Raw genomic sequence first — 2,850 nt, 5'->3', positions numbered from 1 at the left:
CAGCCCCGTGGCCCGCGGAGAAGTTCGCCGACCTGTTCACCAAGGAGGTCACCGAGGGCATGGTCGTGCCCCGCGTCGAGCGCCGCGGCCCCGCCGGCCTGGTCGCCACCGCCGCCAACCCGGACGGCATGACCGCCACCGAGGAGAGCCTGTTCCGCGGCGCCGCCCGCGCCGGCCGCGACACCGGCGTCGCCGTGTCGCTGCGCTACGGCAAGGACGCCGTCGCCGACCTCGACATCGCCCTCGACGAGAACCTGCCCGCCGACCGGATCGTCGTCGGCGGCCTGGACCGCCGCGACGCCGTCGCCGCCGGTGTCCCCGCCGAGATCGCCCGCCGCGGCGCCTACCTCGCCCTCGACCATGTCGGCACCGAGGACGACGAGCACATCTCCGACACGGAGCGCGCCGCCCTCGTCCGCGACCTCGTCGACGCCGGACTCGGTCACCGGATCCTGTTGTCGTCCAACGCCACCGGCGTCGCGAAGGGCCACCCCGCCCGGGACCTGCCCTTCGGCCACGTGCTGACCGGGTTCGTGCCGCAGCTGACCGCGGCCGGCATCGCCGACGACACCGTGCAGCGCATCCTCACCGCCAACCCGCAGCAACTGCTGGGCGTGCGCTGACCGCGCGAGCGCCGACCACCCACCACCGAAGTCTTCGTCCCGAAGGGGAATTGTTGTGTCGAGAGTGAACACCGTCCTGGGTCCGATCGCGCCCGAGGAACTGGGCATCGTCGCCATCCACGAGCACATCGGGTACGGCATGCCCGGCTCCGAACTGGACACCCGCTGGTGGAAGACCCCCGAGGTCCGCTACGAGGAAACCGTCCCGAAGCTGCGCAAGTTCCACGAATACGGCGGCGGCACCTTCGTCGACGTCACCGGCATCTGCAACGGCCGCGACATCGACTACTACAAGTCGCTGTCCGCCAAGACCGGCGTGCACATCGTCGCCTGCACCGGCTTCGTCGGCGGCGACACCGCGCTGCCGTTCTTCGAACGCGCCGACGTCGACTACCTGACCCGCCAGTTCGTGCACGAGATCACCGTCGGCATCGGCGACACCGGCAGCCGCGCCGGCGTCATCAAGGTCGGTGTCAGCCGCGGCGGCAAGATGACCGACCTCGACAAGCGCATCTACCGCGCCGCCGCCCGCGCCGCCCTCGACACCGGCGTCCCGATCCTCACCCACCTCGCGATCGACGCCGAGAACGCCATCGCCATCTTCACCGAAGAGGGCCTGCCCCTGCACCGCGTGCTGTTCGGGCACGCCGACGACGGCGTCAACTCCGAGAAGACCCGCGACACCTGGATCGCCCAGCAGGGCGGCCGCGTCGGATTCGACACCTTCGGCTACGAAACCGAACTCGAGGACCCGCCGTTCTGGGCCCGCCCCCGCCGACAGCGCCTCGACCACTTCCTCCGCTTCCTGGGCGCCGGCCACCTCGATCAGGCCCTGGCCGGCGTCGACGCCAACTGCAGCCCACTCGGCTGGCCCGGCGTCAAGGGGCACACCGTGAACTACCTGTTCGAAGACCTCATCCCGGACCTGCGCGAAGCCGGCCTCGACGACGCCACCATCACCAAGCTGTTCGTCGAGAACCCCGCCGACTTCCTCACCATCCAGGCCTGACCACACACCTCCGGCGCATCGCCGCGCCCACCCAGAGAGAGACCCCCATGCAGTCCTCCGACCTGAAGAACCTCACCATCGCCATCGTCGGCGCAGGCTACGCCGGCGCCGCCGCCGCCAAGGCCCTGAGCCTGCTCGGCGCGCACGTCACCGTCTACGAACAGGCCACCGAGATCCGCGAGGTCGGCGCCGGCATCGGCCTGCGCCCCTCCAGCATGGAACGCTTCCGCGAGTGGGGGATCTTCGACGCCATCGCCAACGTCAGCTCGCCCAGCGACTACTTCGAGATCCTCACCGCCACCGACGATCCGATCATGAAGGACACCTGGCCCGCCCACGGCGACCAGAAGAACACCCACCTGATCCACCGCGGCGACTTCATCGACGCCCTCGTCGGGGTGCTGCCCGAGGGCATGGTCAAGCTCGGCCACAAGCTCGAGACGATCGAGGACCGCGGCGACAAGGCCGCCCTCACCTTCACCAACGGCACCACCGTCGAAGCCGACCTCGTCGTCGGCGCCGACGGCATCAAATCCGTCGTCCGCCGGCAGCTGTTCAGCGACCAGGAACCGGTGTTCTCCGGCGAACGCGCCTACCGCGCCGTCATCGACATCGCCGACGCACACGGCATGGTCACCGACGACAACCTGCGCATGTACATCGGCAAGGGCACCAAGGTGTACCTGCTGCCGCTGCGCCACCGCAACCAGGTCTCCTTCGACATCACCGCCCTGTGCCCCGACAGCAACTGGGCACCGCAGGTCAGCAAGGAGGACATGCTCGCCACCGTCGACGGCTTCGACGAGCGCATCGTCGCGATCACCGCCGGCCTCGACATGGACAAGGTCAACGTCCGCGGTGTCTACGACATCGACCCCGTCGAGACCTGGCACTCCGACTCCGTCGTCCTCGTCGGCGACGCCGCCCACTCCATGCTCCACCACCAGGGCCAGGGCGCGAACTCGGCGATCCTCGACGCCGGTGTCCTCACCGACGCCCTCCGCCACGCCGGCTCCGTCAAGGAGGCCCTGGCCCGGTACCAGGCCGAACGCAAGCCTGTCACCGACGAGCTGCAGCGCATCTCCCGGCAGGGCTGGACCGAGGACGAGGTCAGCGACGTGTTCCCGGGCCAGAAGCCGGCCTCCCAGCAGCCCGTCGCCGAGGCACAGGCCTGACCCATGGCGCTGCACCCCGAGATCGCGAAGATCCTCGCGACCC

Annotated in this window: 2 protein-coding genes and 1 pseudogene; all 3 read left to right on the top strand. The window is 69.9% G+C overall.

The window, feature by feature from the left end; genetic code table 11:
• Window positions 1-623, top strand: a pseudogene (locus tag M1M07_RS32110) (phosphotriesterase); the annotation flags it as partial.
• 55 nt (window positions 624-678) lie between these two features.
• Window positions 679-1,632 carry a phosphotriesterase gene (locus M1M07_RS32105; protein WP_197252873.1) on the top strand — a complete coding sequence of 318 codons (954 nt, stop codon included), beginning with the start codon at window positions 679-681 and terminating at the stop codon, window positions 1,630-1,632.
• Window positions 1,633-1,679: 47 nt separating this feature from the next.
• Window positions 1,680-2,807, top strand: coding sequence for an NAD(P)/FAD-dependent oxidoreductase (locus M1M07_RS32100; RefSeq protein ID WP_248676744.1), 1,128 nt, complete (start codon window positions 1,680-1,682; stop codon window positions 2,805-2,807).
• The last annotated feature ends 43 nt before the right edge of the window (window positions 2,808-2,850 follow it).

Origin of the sequence: Rhodococcus sp. HM1, assembly GCF_023218075.1 — a bacterium.
GTDB lineage: Bacteria > Actinomycetota > Actinomycetes > Mycobacteriales > Mycobacteriaceae > Rhodococcus.
This window is presented reverse-complemented; position numbering and strand designations above follow the sequence as displayed.

Coding starts and splice junctions, on each gene's coding strand:
- M1M07_RS32100 (WP_248676744.1), top strand. CDS start 1,680: ATGCAGTCCTCCGACCTGAAGAACCTCACCATCGCCATCGTCGGCGCA.